Origin of the sequence: Paenibacillus sp. HGH0039, assembly GCF_000411255.1 — a bacterium.
Lineage (GTDB): Bacteria > Bacillota > Bacilli > Paenibacillales > NBRC-103111 > Paenibacillus_F.
The window spans coordinates 2,809,237-2,825,675 of the sequence record NZ_KE150412.1 but is presented as its reverse complement, the minus strand read 5'-3'; the positions used below and the strand labels follow the sequence as shown (position 1 = coordinate 2,825,675).

The window sequence follows — 16,439 nt, the reverse complement described above, 5'->3', positions numbered from 1 at the left end:
TCGGGAGGTTAGCAGCGAACGTAATTTCATAAAAAGCTTTGGAACCCAGATAGATTTTATAAAGCCTTGGTGTCTGTATAAAGGAAAGGAAGAAGTGCTCCGGGGAGCGGGAAAAGGAGAAGGACATGGAGATAACGGAACACGGGGGAAGCAAAAGGGGAACCGGACAGCCGGACAAGGGGGAGATTCGGGAGATGTCCCCTGTATACGCCGTACCGGGTTTGTTTGTCCGGCGCAGGGAGATGACGCCGGTACCGGATCAAGGACCGCCGGAACCGGAGGCGCCGGAAGAGCACGAGCTGATTGACCGTGCCCGCCGGGGCGACCAGGAGGCGTTCAACGAGCTTGTCCGCAGGCACAGGGCCCAGGCGCTCGGACTAGCTAACCGCCTCGTGGAAGACCACTCTCTCGCAGAGGATGTCGTGCAGGATGCGCTTATCCGCGCTTTCCTGCACTTGGGCACGCTCGCCGATGCGGGCAAGTTCGGCCCCTGGCTGCGCCGGATCGTGCGCAATCAGGCGCTGTTGAAGCTGCGCCGGGGCGGACCCTTCGGCCGGGAGCGGCCTTTCTCCAGCTTGCCGGAACCGTCCGCCGTCCGCCATTCGTCCGCCTCGGCCGGTGCCGGCTGGGACGATGTCGACGCGATCCTGTTCCGGCTGGAGAATGCGGCCGCTGTGGAAGCGCGGCACCGCGCCGATCCGGCCGAGAGCCTGATGCGCAAGGCGATGCTGGAAGGCCTGCGGTCGCTGCTGCACGGCCTGAGCCCGCGGGAGCGCGGCATCTTCGAAGCGCATTTCTTCGGCGAGCTGCCGCCTGCGGAAATAGCCCGGCTGCTCGGCACAGCGACGGCGAACGTGTATAACTCGCTGTCCCGTTCCCGCGCCAAGGTGCGCAGGGAGCGCATCCGTGTCTCGCTCCAGGACTACGTGCGGAAGCGTGCGCAGCTTGGATTGCCCGCCCGCCATATACTGGCTCCCCCTCCCTGAGAGAGTATCGGTTAACGAATAGCAGGAGGCGTTGGGAATGACGAAAACATTCGAGAAGGATTGGTCGAAAACGTTGACCTCGGCCGCGAAGGCCGTTCATGGAGCCGTGAGCTATACGGATAAGAAACATCTTACTCTTGTAGACGTCATGGGATTGACGGGGCACGCGTTTCGTATGAACATGGACCCTGTTAAAGTCGGGATCGAGTCGCCCACTTCATTTCCCGGAGGGTACATTCTCCGCCGGAATTTGTGCAATTTAGGGTTTATCAGCTCCATGGGAGAGGCTGCGGCTCCGATTACTCCGGAGAAACTGGAACAAACCATTGCCCTCGTTCAGGAATCCGTGGATAAAGGGTATCCTGCCATCGCATTTGATTTGTTTGTCCCTGAGTTCGGACTTATTTACGGTTATGACGACGAAAAACAACTTTTTTACGCCAAAGATGCGGAGCGGGAAGGAACCGTTACCTACGCCAAGTTCGGGGAGCCTAAAATCGGTCTTCTGTTCCTCGTGACCATCAGCGAGAGCCTGCCCCATTCCAAGTACGAAATGCTGCGGATGGCACTGGATATGATTGTCGATCATACCCGCGGCCGGGAATGGAATCATATTTTCAAAGACCGCTTTGTGACGGGGCTGGCGGGTTACGACTGCTGGATCGACGCGATCAAGGAAAGGAGAGCCGATGAGCTGGGCCATGCTTATAATACGGCCGTCATCGCCGATGCGCGAGAATATGCGGCCCGGTTTCTGAGAGAGCTGACGGTTAAATGGAATGCGGGTAATTCCGTCGAACGGTATGTGCGCGAAGCCGCTGCCGAAGCCGCAGCGCACTACGGGGCGGTAGCGGACGCGTTCTCCTCCCTCCGGGAGATGTTTCCGTTTCCGCAGGGAGGCGCGCTCAGGGACGGCGATACGGCCGGACGTGCCGTGACTTTACTGCTGAAAGCGAAGGAGGAGGAAACGAAAGGCATTGCCGTACTGGAAAAGCTGCTGAGTTTCATGAAAGCTTATCATTCGGAGAAGTGGGTGCACTGAGCGGGTCCCCGTGTGAAAACCGTCCTTGGGAAAGGACGGTTTTTTGCCGTTCCGGCTGAGATGGATTATTTTCAAAAAGATATTTCCCGATTCCAAAGAAAAAGCATTGACGCCATATACTTATCGTTATAATATTTATCGTAATAAATAAATGCAGGAAAGGAATGCCATGAAACTTACCGATTATTGCGTCAAGGTGGGCGAGCTGCTGCGGGTGATCGATACGAAACACACTAAAATCGTCAACCAGCACTATTCTCCGCATAATCTTACGGCTCCGTCGATCAACATTTTGCTTCTTCTCGATAAGGAAGGGGCCATGCGGGTCAGCGATATCGGGTCGGCGCTCAATATGGTCGACAGCAATGTTTCGGCCATTTGTTCGCGGTTGGAGAATATGCACCTGATCGAGCGCTTCAGGACGAAGGAAGATCAGCGTGTGGTGAAGATTCAACTGTCCCCGGAAGCGGAGGACAAGATGAAGGATATTATCGCCAACGTGCATGAGTTTCAGGAGCTTTTCGTTAAAAACTCGTCGCAGGAGGAGCTTGAAGCTATCGTCCGGGGACTTTCCCTGCTGGAACGGCTGCTGGATAACGTTTTGAAAGAAAAGATGAAATAAGATGCCCAAGCTTCCGAAGATGTCCTGGTGGACATCAAAGATGCGGCATGGGTTGCGGATTGGGGCAATGGCTCGGCAAGCGTCATGAAGGCCAAGGAAGACATCGAAGGCGCTGGAGACCTGCTCGATTAACCTAGGCCGGGTGTTCCGCTATCGTTTATCCGACTAAACAGATGGGTTTAGATGTGAACAAAAAGTTCGCCGGAATTCCGGGATTTCATTCTTTATCAGGAGGGATTTTTATGAAATGGTCCAAAAGTTTAACCGCTGTCCTCATGTCCGTCGTTCTTCTATCGGCAAGCGCGTGCAGCGGAACGGGAAGCCCGGAAGGGGCGGAGAGCTCGTCCGCTTCGAAAACCGGCGGCAGCCTTATCGTGGCGATCAAGGACGATCCGAAAACATTCAATCCGCTCTACGCCGGGGACCGCATGTCCCTTACGATCGGCAAGTCGCTGTTTGCGCCGCTTTTCAGCATCAATGACGGCAAGAAAACGTTCGTGCTTGCGGAGAGCCTGACGCCGTCCGCGGACCTCAAGTCATACGTGCTGAAGCTGCGCAGCGGCCTGACGTGGCATGACGGGCAGAAGCTGACGGCCGACGACGTCGTGTTCTCCTTCGAGCAGGTGCTGGACGAAAAGCAGCACAGCTATTTCCGCAGCCTGTTCGTGCTGGACGGCAAGCCTATCCAGGCGAAGAAAATCGACGACCTGACAGTGGAGTTCACGCTTCCGCAGACAACGGCCGCATTCGAGGGCGCGCTGGTACAACTGATCCCCGTTCCGAAGCATATTTTCGCCGGAGAAAGCGATCTGGAAAAAAGCTCCAAGAACAACCAGCCGGTCGGCTCCGGGCCTTTCAAATTCAAGGAGTACCGTCCGGGAGAATATGTGACGCTGGAACGGTCCGACTCTTATTTTGCCGGGAAAGCGAAGCTGGACAGCATCACTTACCGCGTGGCCAAGGACAGCAGTGCGGCAGTACTTGCCCTCCAAAACGGGGAAATCAATATGATGCTGATCGAGCCCCAGGACTACAACAAAGTGAAGGGCACCGGGCAGGCGAACGTCATTACGTTCCCTTCGGGCGGAGTCACGACGATGGTGTTCAATACGAACATCGAGATTATGAATAAGAAGGAAGTCCGTCAGGCTATCGTGCACGGCCTCGATAAGAAGGAACTGATTACGACAGGTTTTTCGTCACAAGAGTTTGCGGAGCCGGCTTCTTCCATTTTTTCGCCGGATACTTTGTACCAGCAGAAAGATCTGAAGGGGTATGACTATAACCCTGAAAAAGCGAAGGAACTGCTTAAAGCGGCCGGAGCCGAAGGGCTGAAAATCCGCTTCGCGTACTTCAACGGCAGCAAGGCGGAGGAGAACATGTCGCTTTACTTGCAGCAGAAGCTGAAAGCCATCGGCGTCACGGTAGAGCTGATTCCCCTGGACGGAGCGGCGCTCGGCAAGAAAGCCCTGAACAAAGACAACAAGGAATACGATATGTCCTTCGGCGGCTACAGCATGGGCTTCGAACCCGATGCCTACAAACCGCTCTATCTCAGCAGCGGATCGTACAATTATTCGCATTACAAAAATAGCGACTTCGACGCGCTGTGGACGAAAGCCGCCGTGGAGACGGATCCCGCCAAACGCGCGAAGCTCTACCAGTCGATCCAAGAGCTTTCCGCCGAGGAAGTCACGACGTATCCGATCGCTTACGGCAAGTCGATCGTGGCGGTAGACGCGAGATTCAGCGGTCTCGAAGAGGCTGTGCCGAAACAGGTTGTGCTGTTTGACGATTACTCGAAAATCTACATGAAATGAAGCCGGTAGTCCGGACGGAATCGACGACAACCAGGCGTCATTGACGGAGGAATTTCTTTTGGGAAAATACGTGCTGCACCGCATCCTGCAGTTGATACCTATCCTGCTCTTTATTTCGATTGTCTCGTTCGCGCTGATCCGGCTGGCGCCCGGAGATCCCGTTCTTTCTTTTGTAACGCCGAATATGAGCCCGGAAGATGTGGAACGGATCCGGCAGAACATGGGGCTTGATCAGCCCCTCTATATTCAGTACTTGCTCTGGCTGAAAAATGTGCTGGCGGGCAATTTCGGGTACTCGCTGAACAATCACAGGCCCGTGCTGACCCTGATCGTGGAACGCCTTCCCGCAACAATCGGGCTGATGGGCTCCGCATTCCTGCTCTCGCTGCTTGTCGCGGTTGTGCTGGGACTGATCTCGGCCGTGTATAAAAACAAGCTGGTGGACCGTGTGCTCAGCCTTCTGTCGTACATCGGCATATCCCTGCCGGGACTATGGTTCGCGCTGATTCTGATCTATGTCTTCACCGTTAAGCTGCACTGGCTTCCGAGTATGGGGATGCGGACGATCGGTGTCCAATCCGCCTGGGATGTCATCAAGCACGGCATCATGCCTTGTCTGGTCCTGTGCATCACGCATGTCTCCGTGTTTATGCGCTATATCCGGTCGAGTACGATCAGCCAGTTGGAGGAGGATTACGTCCAGATCCAGTACGCCTACGGCTCGACCAGACGTACGGTCCTTTTCCGCCATATTCTGAGGAATGTGCTGCTGCCCGTGATCACGCTGTTCGGCTTGTCCTTTGCGGAGATTATCACCGGCGCTTTTATTGTGGAAAGTATTTTCTCATGGCCCGGCATGGGCTCGCTCGGCATCAACGCGGTCTTCGGTCTGGATTATCCGCTCATTATGGGCATGACGATGATGTCGTCTTTCCTGCTCATTTTCGGTAATTTGCTGGCCGACGTGCTGTACGGCCTGGTAGATCCCCGAATAAAAACGATGAGGTGAGGACGAAATGAACTCCATGAGATGGCGCCTGCTTAAGGCGCAGCTGCTCCGGCAGAAGTCGGGCCTCGCGGCGCTGATCCTGCTCGCGCTGTACGCGCTGGCGGCGGTATTCGCTTTCGCCGTTCCGCATGACCCCAATGCCATTCATCTGACGGAGCGCTTGCAGCCTCCGAGCGCCGAGCATTGGTTCGGGACGGATGACAACGGCCGCGATTATTTCGCGCGGGCCTTGTACGGCGGCCGGGTTTCGCTCAGCGTCGGCTTCCTGTCAATGATCTTGTCCGTCATTATCGGGACGGCCGTAGGCACGATCAGCGGGTATTTCGGCGGCAAAACGGACAGTTTGATTATGCGCGGCGTCGATATTCTGCTGTCCATACCGTCCTTTTTCCTGATGCTTATTCTGAACGCCTATTTAAAGCCGAGTATTCTGACCATCATTCTGATTATCGGCCTGCTCAGCTGGATGTACATCTCCCGGATTGTGCGTGCGGAGACCATTTCCGTCAAGGAAAGGGAATATGTGCTGTATGCCCGTGTGTCCGGGCAGAGCACCTTCCGGATTATCGCCCGGCATATTATTCCGAGCATTGTCCCGACCATTATCGTGGCCGCCACGATTTCAATAGCGGGTACGATTATGATGGAGTCCGCTTTGAGCTTTCTCGGGCTCGGCGTAAGACCGCCGTATGCCTCCTGGGGCAGCATGCTAAACAACGCCAAGGGCTATTTGGGTGAAAATCCCTATCTGGCCTTGTTTCCCGGTTTATTCATTCTGACGACAGTTCTTAGCTTCAATTACCTGGGTGATGTGTTCCGTTCGGCGTTCGAACCGAAGGTGAACCGGCGCTAATTTTTCAGCAACGGAGTGGAGATGAATGGCTTCCTTATTATCGGTTCGTGATTTAAAAACCTCGTTCTTCACCCGGGAAGGCGAGGTACAGTCTGTCCGGGGCGTAAGCTTTACGGTAGAGAAAGGCGAGATGGTCGGCATTGTAGGCGAATCGGGAAGCGGCAAAAGCGTGGCGGCCAAGTCCCTGATCCGTCTGATTCAGCCCCCGGGCAAGATCGTGGGCGGCGAGGTGACGCTTCAGGGGACGGATACGCTGCGGCTGCCGGAAGAAGAGCTGAGGAAGCTCCGCGGCAACCGGGTGGCGATGATTTTCCAGGACCCGATGACCTCGCTCAATCCCGTTGTCAAAGTCGGGGCGCAGCTCACCGAAGTGATCCGCCGCCATCAGAAGCTCGGCCGCAAGGCGGCCCGCCTACGGGCGATAGAACTGCTCCGGGAGGTCGGCATTCCGTCGCCGGAGAAGAGAATCGACCAGTACCCGCACGAATTCAGCGGGGGGATGCGGCAGCGTGTGATGATCGCGATGGCGATTTCCTGCCGGCCCGAGCTGCTGATCGCCGATGAGCCGACCACTGCGCTGGACGTCACAATCCAGGCTCAGATTCTGGATTTAATGAAGAACCTGTGCGATACGACAGGGACGTCCGTTCTGCTCATTACTCACGATCTGGGCGTGGTCGCGCAGGTCTGCACCCGGGTCGTTGTCATGTATGGCGGGCTCGTGATGGAAGAGGGACCTGTGGAAGCTATTTTCGAGACTCCACGGCATCCGTACACGCAGGGTTTGCTGCGGTCCATCCCGAAGACGGGCGGCGGTTCCCGGGAGAAGCTCGTGCCTATCGAGGGCACGCCGCCGAATCTGCTCGATCCGCCCCCGGGCTGCCCGTTTATGGAGCGCTGTCCCCATGCGATGGAGAAGTGTCTGCGGCTCCCGCCGTATTACGAAGCGCAGCCGGGACACCGATCGCTGTGCTGGCTGGCGGAAATGCCCGGCAGCCGCGATAGCGGGAGCGCGCCGCAGGCGGCCGACACGAAGCGAAAGGAGGGAGACTCGTGAGCCAAGAGCGCCATACAACGGCCCCTGATGCGAGTCTTGCTGCGTTAAAGGGCAAGGACCGGGGGGCGACCGGAGCGGCAGTGAAGGATGAGGTGCCCGGTTCCCCGGACAAAAACCGGGACGTGTTGATCGACGTCCAGGGGCTCAAGAAATATTTCCCGGCGTCCCGATCTTTGTTCGGGCGTACCACCCGGGAACTGAGAGCGGTCGACGACGTCAGCTTCCGCATTCACCGCGGCGAAACGTTCGGACTTGTCGGAGAATCCGGCTGCGGCAAGTCCACGACAGGCCGCTGCATCATCCGGCTGCACGACGTCACTTCCGGCGAGATCCGCTACGACGGCCGCGATATGGCCGCTATGACCGAGAAGGAGCTAAAGCCTTACCGGAAGCGGATGCAGGCCATTTTCCAGGACCCGTATTCCTCGCTGAATCCGGGGATGAACGTCCTCCAGCTGATTTCCGAGCCGCTGGAGATCCACAGCGCCTTTTCACGCGCGGAGCGGCGTGAGCGTGTGCTTGAGCTGCTGGCCAAGGTCGGCCTGAAGAGCGAGCATGCCGACCGCTACCCTCACGAATTCAGCGGAGGCCAGCGGCAGCGGATCAGCATCGCCAGATCGCTGGCGGCCAGCCCGGAATTTGTGCTGTGCGATGAGCCGATTTCGGCGCTTGACGTGTCGGTGCAGGCACAGGTGGTCAATATGCTGGAAGAGCTTCAGGATGAGTTCGGGCTGACCTACTTGTTCATCGCCCATGATTTATCGATGGTGCGGCATATTTCCACCCGCATCGGCGTGATGTACCTGGGCAAGCTGGTGGAGGTCGCCCCGAGCGAGGAACTGTACACGAGCCCGGCCCATCCTTATACGAAGGCGCTGCTCTCCGCGATACCGGTTCCCGATCCGAAGGCCGCGCCGGCAGGCGGCCGTATTCTTCAGGGGGACCTGCCGAGTCCGCTGGAGTCGATAACGGGATGCAAATTCCGCTCCCGCTGTCCGTTTGCGATAGGCCGCTGCGCGGTGCAGGAGCCGGAGCTGCGGGAGATCGCCCCCGGGCATTACGCGGCCTGCCACTTGCATGAGTAGCGGAGTTTTCTATAAACTGAGATAAGAATAGACGATGATGCGGCAGGCAGAAACAGCGACAGCTTACGAATAGAGGTGTTTCTTATGGAGAAAGAGGCAAGATTTTCGCAAAAAACGGCTGTATTACTGGAGCGTGTGCGCCGGTTAGGCCTTTCCGACGAGGTGCTGCTGGCCAGTGCGGCGTCCGGAGATGTAAAGCCTTTACAGGAAGTATCCGGCAGCGATTCCGATTACGAAGATTTTTTCGTTTACGGGGAGGCGCACGGAGAACAGATTGCCGAAGGCATCCGAAACGGCTACCGGATGAAATTCAATACCCTCGGCGGGCTCCATGCGTGGCTCAAAGAACGGCTCGGCCGGGAAGCCGAAACGGATTTCACCGCGTCCGTAGGCCGGATCGACGGACTCTCGCTGACGGTGGACGAGGCGGAGCTGCTCCGCGGTTCTCTGGCTTCAAACTGGCTCCTGCGGGAGGTGCCGCTACAGGCGGAAGGGCAGGCGGACCAGGCATCGGCGAGTGGGGATGCTCCGGCACTCTCCGCACCGGGACAAAACGGCACTTATTCGCTTCTTCTTAAATTTTTGCTCGAGAGGGACTGACACACAAGTAAAGGCTGGAACCGTGCTTTACGCGGGGTTCCAGCCTTTTATTGATGCGAGCGGGCGCAAAAGAGTAAAGCATACGGAGAAGGCAGAAGCGTTACATTGCTTATCCGAAACAAGCGGCTTGAACCTATCCCTCTTAGAGTCACAGGTTCTCCTTGGCATAAACTAGCAATACCCGTAGCAAACCGTGCGTAAAGCCGAAATAACGTAACGGGCCGATCGGGCCGATTCACCGTAAAGGGTGGATCACGTAAAGTCCGGATCACTGAAAAGGGGAATCGCGTAACATTTGGTTCACCCCCAATAGAAAGGAGGCCAGCCTGACATGCTGCCGACAAGTGAGTTCCATACGTACAAGCCCGCTATTCTTTCACTGCCGGCGGACCCGCTTACCAAAGAAGACCTGCTCACGGACGACTTTCTGATGAAGAGAAGCGGCCGGCTGGCCATGTATTACGCGCCTCACAACGAATTTGTCCGCCCGGCCGCCCAAGTCGTGATCGTGGGGATTACGCCGGGCTGGACCCAAATGAAAACGGCCTTCGAAACGGCAAGGGCCGGTCTGCTCCAAGGACTGCCGGACGACGAAATCGTCCGAAAGGCGAAGGAAGCGGCAAGGTTCTCGGGAAGCATGCGGCGCAACCTGATTTCGATGCTGGACGGGCTTGAGCTGCACCGCTATCTGGGATTGGCTTCGAGCGAGGAGCTGTTCACGCAAGGCATCGGCTCCGTGCTGCATACGACTTCTCTGCTGCGGTACCCCGTTTTCGTACAGGGAAAAAACTACACGGGCGCGCAGCCGCCTCTTCTATCCAATGAATTTCTGCGGGAAACGGCCTTCGCCTTCACGAAGGAAGAAGTGGAGCGGCAGCCCGGGGCGCTGATTATTCCGCTTGGAAAGACGGTAGAAGGCCTGCTGCAGCGGATGGAAGAGGAAGGATTGCTCGGGGAGTGCGGTATTTTGCACGGGTTTCCGCATCCTTCCGGGGCGAACGGTCACCGCCGCAAGCAGTTCGCCGAACACCGGGAAGCCATGAAGCGGCGGCTGGAGGAGAAGTTCGGACGCGCGTAGATTACCAGTTCCGGTAAGCGTCGATAAACGACCGGGACGCCCGCGAAAGCCACCCGTCCCTCAGGCCGATCAAGGCCGATTGCGCCGGAAGGATGTCGCCTTCGAGGGGAATATACCGAAGGAGCGGGCCCGGATGCAGCTTCGGCACAGTTTCCGGCACGATTCCGGCTCCGAGTCCCGAAGAAACGAGCTGGAGCAGGGTGGACATGTCGGAACATTCGCACACGATGTCGGGTTCGAGCCGCCTTTTCGCGAATTCTTCGTGGATCATATGATGAAGCCCCAGCCCCTCCGTACTCGGAATAATCAGCGGATACTCGCGGATCTGCTCGAACGTGATGGGGCTCTGCGCCCGCATGTCGTCGGCCGCCGTTACGAAGCAGTAACGCTCCGAACGCACATAATGCACCGTAAAATCCTGCAGCGGCAGGGGAAGCGGCATGCGAACAATGGCCAAATCGATGGCCTGTTCTTTGAGCAGCCGGCAGAGGAGCGACGATTCGTTCTGATGGATTTTGAACGTAAACCGGGGATAGTTCTGCCTGAATTCGCCCAATATACGGGGGAGCAGATCGTCGGACAGTGTATTGACCCCGATGCAGAGCTTGCCCGACCAGCCGCTCCGGACGGCATGAATCTCTTCTTGCGCTTCTTCCATGGAAGAGATGATTTTGACCGCATGTTTGTACAAGGTCCGGCCTTCTTCGGTGAGCAGCATTCTTCGGCCCTCTCTGCGGAATAAAGCGGCGCCGAGCGTTTCTTCCATCGCTTTCAGCTGCTGGCTGAGCGGAGGCTGGGCGATATGAAGTTTTTTGGCGGCGGCCGTAATCTGTCCTTCTTCCGCGATGGCTTTGAAATAATGAAGTTGTTTCAGATCCAACCTAATCGTCTCCTTTTTCCATATGAAAATCATATAGGAAACAAATTTTATTGATATTATTTATATACTTCCCATCATGATACCATGGAAATGCCGCGTTAAATCCGAATCATGGAAAGAGGGAACTATCCGATGGATTCTACTGATGTTTTTATAAAGCGGGCCGTAGAGCTTGCATGCACGAATACCCGTGAAAAAAAGGGCAAGCCGTTCGGGGCCGTTATTGTAAAAGACGGCCGGATTATCGCCGAAGGCGTGAACGATGTGCTGGAAACGCACGATCCTACCGCACATGCCGAAATCCAGGCCATACGGGAAGCAAGCCGTGTGCTCCGGCAGCCGGATTTATCCGACTGTGAGCTGTATGCCAGCGGCGAGCCCTGCCCGATGTGCCTGTCCGCCGTCTACTGGGCCAAATTCAAGGCCGTGTATTATGCGTATACGGAAGAGGAAGCTTCGCGAATCGGAATGAGTACGAAATTCGTTTACGATCAACTGGCGCTTGCTCCCGAGAAAAGAGTCGTCCAGCTTGTCCGCGTGGAGCCGGATTGTCCGGATCATCCCTACGCGGTCTGGAAAGAAAGCCAGGCCTGAACATGCGAGTGACATTAACGCCCAAGATCGGTCTGGCGGGTCTCCAATGGATGTTTTTCATTCTGATGAACACGATTGTGGTACCGCTCACACTGGGGCACGTCTTCCAGCTGCCGCCAGGTCAGATCGCCTTCTCTCTGCAGGTGTCCTTTGTGCTGACCGGTGCCGCCTGCATGCTCCAAGCGTACTGGGGCCACCGGTTCGCCCTGATGGACGGTCCGGCCGGCGTCTGGTGGGGCTTCACGCTCAGCATCGCCACAGCGGCTGCCGCAAGCGGCGCGGATATGAAGGCGGTCGGCGGGGGACTTGCCGCCGGGTACCTCCTGTCCGGCCTGATGATGGCCGTCCTCGGGCTGCTCGGTTTCGCGCGTATTATGCGCAGGCTGTTTAACCCGGTCGTCATCAGCGTCTCTCTGTTCCTTCTGTCCGCCCAGCTTATGGCCAGCTTCTTCACAGGCATGCTCGGCGTCGGGGAGGACGGGCGGATGAATCCGCCGGTAGCCCTTCTGTCGGTGCTGATCGCGCTATTTGTCGCGGTGCTTTATTTGAAGGGGCGCGGATGGGTAAGCAACTTTGCCATGCTCTTCGGCATTCTGCTGGGCTGGGCCGCTTACGGGCTCACCTTCCAGGCTCCCGGCAGTATGCCGGACCACGCTGCGGCCGTACAGGGGCTTTTTCCATGGGGGAGCCTCCGGGTGGATGCCGGGATCATGGCGGCTTCTTTCATCGTCGGTTTCATCAATATGTCCAACACAGTGACGTCTTTAAAAGCCGCGGAAAAGCTGTACGGCGAAGCCGCCACGGAGAGCCAGTACCGCCGCTCGTTCCTGATCACCGGCCTGATGACCCTGTTGACGCCGGTATTCGGCCTGATCCCGTTCGGCACCTTCACCTCTTCGATGGGGCTGCTGGAGAGCATGAAGATCCTGCACCGCCAGGCTCTCGCTATCGGCGGCGGGCTTTTTCTCGTGCTGGGGCTTATCCCGCCTCTCGGAGGATGGTTTTCCGGTCTGCCGGTCAGTGTCGGTAGCGCGGTTCTTTTCGTCGCTTATCTGCAAATGTTCGGTACGGCCGTCCGTTCGGTGGAGGGAACAAGATTCAATTCCAAAACCATTTACCGGCTGGCCTTGCCTATTCTGCTCGGTGTCAGCATCATGAACACGCCCTCCGTTGTATTCTCGGCGCTGCCCGTTTATATCCGTCCGCTTGCGGGCAACGGTCTGGTGGTGGGGATCTTGATGTCTCTGTTCCTGGAAACTTGCATAAACTGGACAAAGCTGGATATCGCGAAGGAAAAGGGTTACGATTAAAAGATCCTGCATAAGCTGGAGATCAAACGGCCGCAATCGGGTAATAGATAACAAACCGGACAGGGCGGTCTTATAATTGAAAGACACGGCAGGGAGTGAGAATATGGTTCAATTCGATTACTTGTTGAGGGTGCTTGTCGCCGGGATATGCGGAGCGCTTATCGGCTACGAGCGGAAAAGCCGCTCCAAGGAAGCGGGGATCCGGACTCATTTTGTTGTGGCCGTGGGTGCGGCGCTTATGATGACGATTTCCAAATACGGCTTCCAGGACCAGCTGGACTGGCCCAATCTCGGGTTAGACCCTTCCCGTGTGGCTGCGCAGGTGGTCAGCGGAGTCGGCTTCCTGGGTGCCGGCATGATCTTCATGCAGAAGCAGACGGTGAAGGGGCTTACGACCGCTGCCGGCATCTGGGCTACGGCCGGGGTGGGGATGGCCGTCGGTTCTGGCATGTACGGGCTCGGAATCGGCGTCACGCTGCTGATCCTGGCTGCGCAGAAGGTGCTGCACGGCCGGTTCAACTGGCTTGCGGCTCCGAAAAGCGAGCACTTGTTTATGCGTCTGGCCAACGAGCCGGATGCTTTGGAGAACATGCTGGCGGCCATCCGAGGCAGAGGCATCAAGGTGCTCAGCTTCACGATGGACAATGCAACCAAGGAAACGGACGAAATAGTTCTGGAGATCACCGTAAGGCTGCCCGAATCGTACCGCATGGAGGAACTGCTGAGCCTGACTCGCGAGGTTCCGGGCCTTCTTACCATCGAGGTTCAGTAAGAACGCATTACCGAATACCGTCCTCCTTCATGGAGGGCGGTATTTCGCTTGAACGCGGAAAGCCCGCACTGCATATACTGTATAACCGGAGCAGCAGCACCGGAAAGTTTTGCAACCGTTCGCAGAGTGGATATCCAAACTTTTTCGCCGAGGTGAGGCTGGTGGGAACCCGATTATTAGCCGAGCAGTTGATTCAGCAGCGCTATCCTCATTTGAGATATGTCCGTGTTCATACAGACGGTAAAAATACGGCGGTCATCTACGCGTGGAACGAAGAACTGCTTCTGACTGCCGAAGATATGGCCAATCTAAAAGAATTCGCTTCGAGTTATTTGCTTCCTCATGTTTGTTTTAAAGTAAAACCTTACGACCAGCTCAAGACGGACAGTATTCCCCAGGCCCGCATCCAGGAACTGCCGGAGAGGATCTGGAAAGCGGCGGTAGCCCGGGAATCCAACCAGTACCGCATTGCGGCGGCGCTGAACGATTTGTTCACGATGAGCATCCGCTTTACGTTCAGCCGGTACGACTCCGTCACGGGCACCGTCCATTTTGTGGCCCGGGCTTCGATTCCCGTCACCGATGCGGTCAAAGAGAGGGTTCAGCGCTACCTCTATGAAATGATTCCGCTCGGGACCCGGAGCGAGGTTACTTACTATTGAGAGGCCTTCGGTAAAAACAAATCACCCCTGTACGGAGCGTTAGCGCTTCGGCACAGGGGTGATTTGTTTCCGGATCAGCCCCCTATTCCGGGCGCAAACGGGCTTGCTGGACGGATGAACGGGCCGGCTTTATCCGGTTACATAAAGCGGGATGGCTCCGGTTAGCTGTCCGGCTCCAGCTTGAACCTCTTGGTCTCGCCGATTAGATGCTGGGCCGTCGCTTTAAGCTGATCGGACATGTCGGTCAGGGCGACGACGGCCGTCCGCTGCTCTTCCATCGTGGCGGCAACCTCCTCGGTTCCGGCCGCAGTCTGCTGGCTGATCGCGGAAAGGTTGGAGATGGAATTCAGCATGCCGTCCTTTATCGCCGTAATCTTATCGATGCTCCGGGACATCACTTGTATCCGGGAAGTGGTTCTTTCGACCGCGTCCGAGATGCCGGCAAAAGCAACCTTCGTATATTCCAGGGACTGATTCTGCTGGCTCATCAGCTCGTTATATTGGGAGAAAGAAGAGAGCGTGCTGCCGATTTCCTGCTGAATGTCCATGACGATGGAATTGATAATGTCGGCGGACTGCTCCGACTGCTGGGCCAGCTTCTTCACCTCGTGGGCGACCACCGCAAAGCCTGAGCCGTGTTCGCCGGCCCGGGCAGCCTCGATGGAGGCATTCAGCGCAAGCAGGTTGGTTTGCGAAGCGATTTCCCGGATAATCCGGATGATATGGCCGATTTCCTCGGACTTCGTTTTAAGCGCGTGAACGATGGCGTAGGTATGCTCGTTCTTCCGGGTTCCTTCCGCCGCAAGATCCTGCAGAGAATCGAGCTGCCGGAGCCCGGCCGCGCTCAGTTCTTCCGTATCCTGCGCAATGGCTACCGTCTCTCCGGTATCTTCCCGGAGCCGGAGCATCAGCGAGTCGATGTCGTTCACCATCTGGCTGTTCTGCTCGGCTACGGCCGCCTGCTCGCCCGCCCCGGTGGCGATTTCCTCGACGGACCGGGTGACCTCCAGCGAAGAGCCGGAGAACGACTTCGTCTGCTGGAACACTTCACCGGCAACCTCCGTCACGGTGTGCGCCGAAACCGATACCTGCCGGATCAGCCCGGCCAGGGAAAGGGCCATGTCGTTGAAGCTTCTGGCGAGATCGGCGATCTCGTCTTGTCCCTTCAGTTTCACCTTATGCGTGAAATCGCCGGCCTCCAGTTTGTGCATCCCGCTGCGCAGCGCCTTAATCCGGGCGGCAAACTGGCGTACAAACAGGTAGAGGCCCGTCATGCCGATAACAAAAGTGATGCCGAGAATCCAGAGGGTCTGGATCTTGATATTGTCGCGCATCACGCCGGCCATGGCGTTCAAGCCGAAATCAAGCCCGATGACGCCGATGACGTTGCCGCTTGCGTCCTTGACGGCTTTGGACAGCGTCATGGTCGAGATGCTGGTGTTCACGGCGTCCAGGTAAGGTTCGGTCCAGTTTACCTTATCGGGGTTGGCGATGGCCGCTTTGTACCAGCCGCGCTCCCTCGTGTCGAAATTGGTAAGATCCACTTCAAGGGGGACCTTGGGGTAGATGTAGGACTGGCCTTTGACCGTCGAGTAGAACATGCTCAAATAATAGCTCTGATCGAGCAGGGTAGGGAAAAAGTTCACGTAAAAGTCGTTTTGACGGACATCGTTCACTTTCTGCATATTCTGGTAGTCGGTCCGCTTGGGTTCAGGGAAGGCGTATTTATCAAGCTGCATTTCGGGCTTGGCGGCTGCTTCCAGTACAAGCTTCTCCGCTTCGGAGAACATTTTGGCGAAGCGGGGAGACAGTTTTTCCAACTCTTCTTTTTTGCCGGTTACTGCCGTGTAGTTGACGAATTCGGTCTGTTTGTACGTGAGATAACCGAGCAGAGACGCGGGCAGCAGCAGAGCCGCGGCTATAATGATAAACAATTTTCCCTGCACGCTGCGCAGCCGGTTTAAACCCTTCATAGATGTGCCTCCCTTAACGATATCCTTTTAAATTTCCCTGTATAGTGCGAAATAAAATTGCAAGCAGGCGCTGCCTGAAAAGAAAGCCGGAATTTT

General features: G+C 56.7%; 16 protein-coding genes. 14 read left to right on the top strand and 2 right to left on the bottom strand.

Annotated features, from left to right (window positions below):
• Positions 1–125 precede the first annotated feature (125 nt).
• From HMPREF1207_RS12345 to HMPREF1207_RS12300, 10 genes are all read left to right on the top strand, one after another.
• A complete protein-coding gene (locus HMPREF1207_RS12345; RefSeq protein WP_009675953.1) occupies positions 126–986 on the top strand; it encodes an RNA polymerase sigma factor in 861 nt (286 codons plus the stop codon).
• A gap of 37 nt (positions 987–1,023) precedes the next feature.
• A complete protein-coding gene (locus HMPREF1207_RS12340; protein WP_009675802.1) occupies positions 1,024–2,028 on the top strand; it encodes a hypothetical protein in 1,005 nt (334 codons plus the stop codon).
• 169 nt (positions 2,029–2,197) lie between these two features.
• Complete coding sequence (locus HMPREF1207_RS12335) at positions 2,198–2,650, top strand: MarR family winged helix-turn-helix transcriptional regulator (RefSeq protein WP_009675939.1); 453 nt, start codon at positions 2,198–2,200, stop codon at positions 2,648–2,650.
• Between the two features lie 242 nt (positions 2,651–2,892).
• A complete protein-coding gene (locus HMPREF1207_RS12330) occupies positions 2,893–4,470 on the top strand; it encodes an ABC transporter substrate-binding protein (protein ID WP_016423699.1) in 1,578 nt (525 codons plus the stop codon).
• 58 nt (positions 4,471–4,528) lie between these two features.
• Positions 4,529–5,479, top strand: coding sequence for an ABC transporter permease (locus tag HMPREF1207_RS12325; RefSeq protein ID WP_009675800.1), 951 nt, complete (start codon positions 4,529–4,531; stop codon positions 5,477–5,479).
• 7 nt (positions 5,480–5,486) lie between these two features.
• Positions 5,487–6,332 carry an ABC transporter permease gene (locus HMPREF1207_RS12320; RefSeq protein WP_009675862.1) on the top strand — a complete coding sequence of 282 codons (846 nt, stop codon included), beginning with the start codon at positions 5,487–5,489 and terminating at the stop codon, positions 6,330–6,332.
• Between the two features lie 25 nt (positions 6,333–6,357).
• Positions 6,358–7,389, top strand: a complete 1,032-nt coding sequence (locus HMPREF1207_RS12315) for an ABC transporter ATP-binding protein (protein WP_009675928.1) — start codon at positions 6,358–6,360, stop codon at positions 7,387–7,389.
• Positions 7,390–7,481: 92 nt separating this feature from the next.
• Positions 7,482–8,474, top strand: a complete 993-nt coding sequence (locus HMPREF1207_RS12310) for an ABC transporter ATP-binding protein (protein ID WP_170318707.1) — start codon at positions 7,482–7,484, stop codon at positions 8,472–8,474.
• Positions 8,475–8,558: 84 nt separating this feature from the next.
• The gene (locus HMPREF1207_RS12305; protein WP_009675954.1) at positions 8,559–9,074 is read left to right on the top strand and encodes a hypothetical protein; all 516 of its coding nucleotides are present in this window, start codon (positions 8,559–8,561) and stop codon (positions 9,072–9,074) included.
• 331 nt (positions 9,075–9,405) lie between these two features.
• Entirely contained in the window at positions 9,406–10,152 is a 747-nt protein-coding gene (locus tag HMPREF1207_RS12300; RefSeq protein WP_009676016.1) for a hypothetical protein, read from the top strand.
• A gap of 1 nt (position 10,153) precedes the next feature.
• Here HMPREF1207_RS12300 and HMPREF1207_RS12295 read toward each other — a convergent pair whose 3' ends face one another.
• Positions 10,154–11,032, bottom strand: a complete 879-nt coding sequence (locus HMPREF1207_RS12295; RefSeq protein ID WP_009676040.1) for a LysR family transcriptional regulator — start codon at positions 11,030–11,032, stop codon at positions 10,154–10,156.
• 132 nt (positions 11,033–11,164) lie between these two features.
• On the opposite strand from HMPREF1207_RS12295, the gene HMPREF1207_RS12290 reads away from it, so the two are divergent.
• The 4 genes from HMPREF1207_RS12290 to HMPREF1207_RS12275 all read left to right on the top strand — a co-directional run bounded on the left by HMPREF1207_RS12290 (position 11,165) and on the right by HMPREF1207_RS12275 (position 14,370).
• Positions 11,165–11,626 carry a nucleoside deaminase gene (locus tag HMPREF1207_RS12290; RefSeq protein ID WP_009675820.1) on the top strand — a complete coding sequence of 154 codons (462 nt, stop codon included), beginning with the start codon at positions 11,165–11,167 and terminating at the stop codon, positions 11,624–11,626.
• A 2-nt stretch (positions 11,627–11,628) separates the two neighbouring features.
• Entirely contained in the window at positions 11,629–12,936 is a 1,308-nt protein-coding gene (locus tag HMPREF1207_RS12285; protein ID WP_009675793.1) for a uracil/xanthine transporter, read from the top strand.
• A 103-nt stretch (positions 12,937–13,039) separates the two neighbouring features.
• Complete coding sequence (locus HMPREF1207_RS12280) at positions 13,040–13,708, top strand: MgtC/SapB family protein (protein ID WP_009675958.1); 669 nt, start codon at positions 13,040–13,042, stop codon at positions 13,706–13,708.
• Positions 13,709–13,869: 161 nt separating this feature from the next.
• Positions 13,870–14,370, top strand: coding sequence for a hypothetical protein (locus HMPREF1207_RS12275; RefSeq protein ID WP_009675870.1), 501 nt, complete (start codon positions 13,870–13,872; stop codon positions 14,368–14,370).
• A gap of 161 nt (positions 14,371–14,531) precedes the next feature.
• On the opposite strand, the gene HMPREF1207_RS12270 is transcribed toward HMPREF1207_RS12275, so the two are convergent.
• Positions 14,532–16,343, bottom strand: a complete 1,812-nt coding sequence (locus tag HMPREF1207_RS12270; RefSeq protein WP_009675775.1) for a methyl-accepting chemotaxis protein — start codon at positions 16,341–16,343, stop codon at positions 14,532–14,534.
• Positions 16,344–16,439 lie beyond the last annotated feature (96 nt).

Excerpts from the sequence above, each read along its gene's own strand:
- HMPREF1207_RS12345 (WP_009675953.1), top strand. The coding sequence starts at position 126 with ATGGAGATAACGGAACACGGGGGAAGCAAAAGGGGAACCGGACAGCCG.
- HMPREF1207_RS12340 (WP_009675802.1), top strand. The coding sequence starts at position 1,024 with ATGACGAAAACATTCGAGAAGGATTGGTCGAAAACGTTGACCTCGGCC.
- HMPREF1207_RS12335 (WP_009675939.1), top strand. The coding sequence starts at position 2,198 with ATGAAACTTACCGATTATTGCGTCAAGGTGGGCGAGCTGCTGCGGGTG.
- HMPREF1207_RS12330 (WP_016423699.1), top strand. The coding sequence starts at position 2,893 with ATGAAATGGTCCAAAAGTTTAACCGCTGTCCTCATGTCCGTCGTTCTT.
- HMPREF1207_RS12320 (WP_009675862.1), top strand. The coding sequence starts at position 5,487 with ATGAACTCCATGAGATGGCGCCTGCTTAAGGCGCAGCTGCTCCGGCAG.
- HMPREF1207_RS12315 (WP_009675928.1), top strand. The coding sequence starts at position 6,358 with ATGGCTTCCTTATTATCGGTTCGTGATTTAAAAACCTCGTTCTTCACC.
- HMPREF1207_RS12305 (WP_009675954.1), top strand. The coding sequence starts at position 8,559 with ATGGAGAAAGAGGCAAGATTTTCGCAAAAAACGGCTGTATTACTGGAG.
- HMPREF1207_RS12300 (WP_009676016.1), top strand. The coding sequence starts at position 9,406 with ATGCTGCCGACAAGTGAGTTCCATACGTACAAGCCCGCTATTCTTTCA.
- HMPREF1207_RS12290 (WP_009675820.1), top strand. The coding sequence starts at position 11,165 with ATGGATTCTACTGATGTTTTTATAAAGCGGGCCGTAGAGCTTGCATGC.
- HMPREF1207_RS12285 (WP_009675793.1), top strand. The coding sequence starts at position 11,629 with ATGCGAGTGACATTAACGCCCAAGATCGGTCTGGCGGGTCTCCAATGG.
- HMPREF1207_RS12280 (WP_009675958.1), top strand. The coding sequence starts at position 13,040 with ATGGTTCAATTCGATTACTTGTTGAGGGTGCTTGTCGCCGGGATATGC.
- HMPREF1207_RS12270 (WP_009675775.1), bottom strand. The coding sequence starts at position 16,343 with ATGAAGGGTTTAAACCGGCTGCGCAGCGTGCAGGGAAAATTGTTTATC.